This window comes from Pseudoalteromonas sp. S3785 (assembly GCF_005887365.1).
GTDB lineage: Bacteria > Pseudomonadota > Gammaproteobacteria > Enterobacterales > Alteromonadaceae > Pseudoalteromonas.
The window spans coordinates 1-273 of the sequence record NZ_PNCT01000169.1 but is presented as its reverse complement, the minus strand read 5'-3'; the positions used below and the strand labels follow the sequence as shown (position 1 = coordinate 273).

Genomic DNA, 273 nt, shown 5'->3' with positions numbered 1-273 from the left:
AACGCAACACCTGACTTAGCTCAAAAATGTGCAAAACGTTTGTATATTGAATTCGGCGATGCTGTGGTGGGCCTGGTTAGCGACGGTGAGATAAGTGTTCAAATAAATGAAAATGTTCGTGGCTCGGATGTGTTTATCTTGCAATCAACCTGTGCACCTACTAACGATAACCTACTGGAACTAATCTTTATGGTTGATACTCAACGTCGTGCATCAGCAGGTCGAATTACGGGCGTGTGTCCTTATTTTGCTTATGCACGTCTAGACCGTCGC

Annotated in this window: 1 protein-coding gene; it reads left to right on the top strand. The window is 44.3% G+C overall.

Features of this window, described 5'->3' with window-relative positions; all coding sequences use genetic code 11:
• On the top strand, window positions 1-273 hold a 273-nt coding region (locus tag CWC17_RS19010), incomplete at both ends, for a ribose-phosphate pyrophosphokinase-like domain-containing protein (protein ID WP_171042117.1).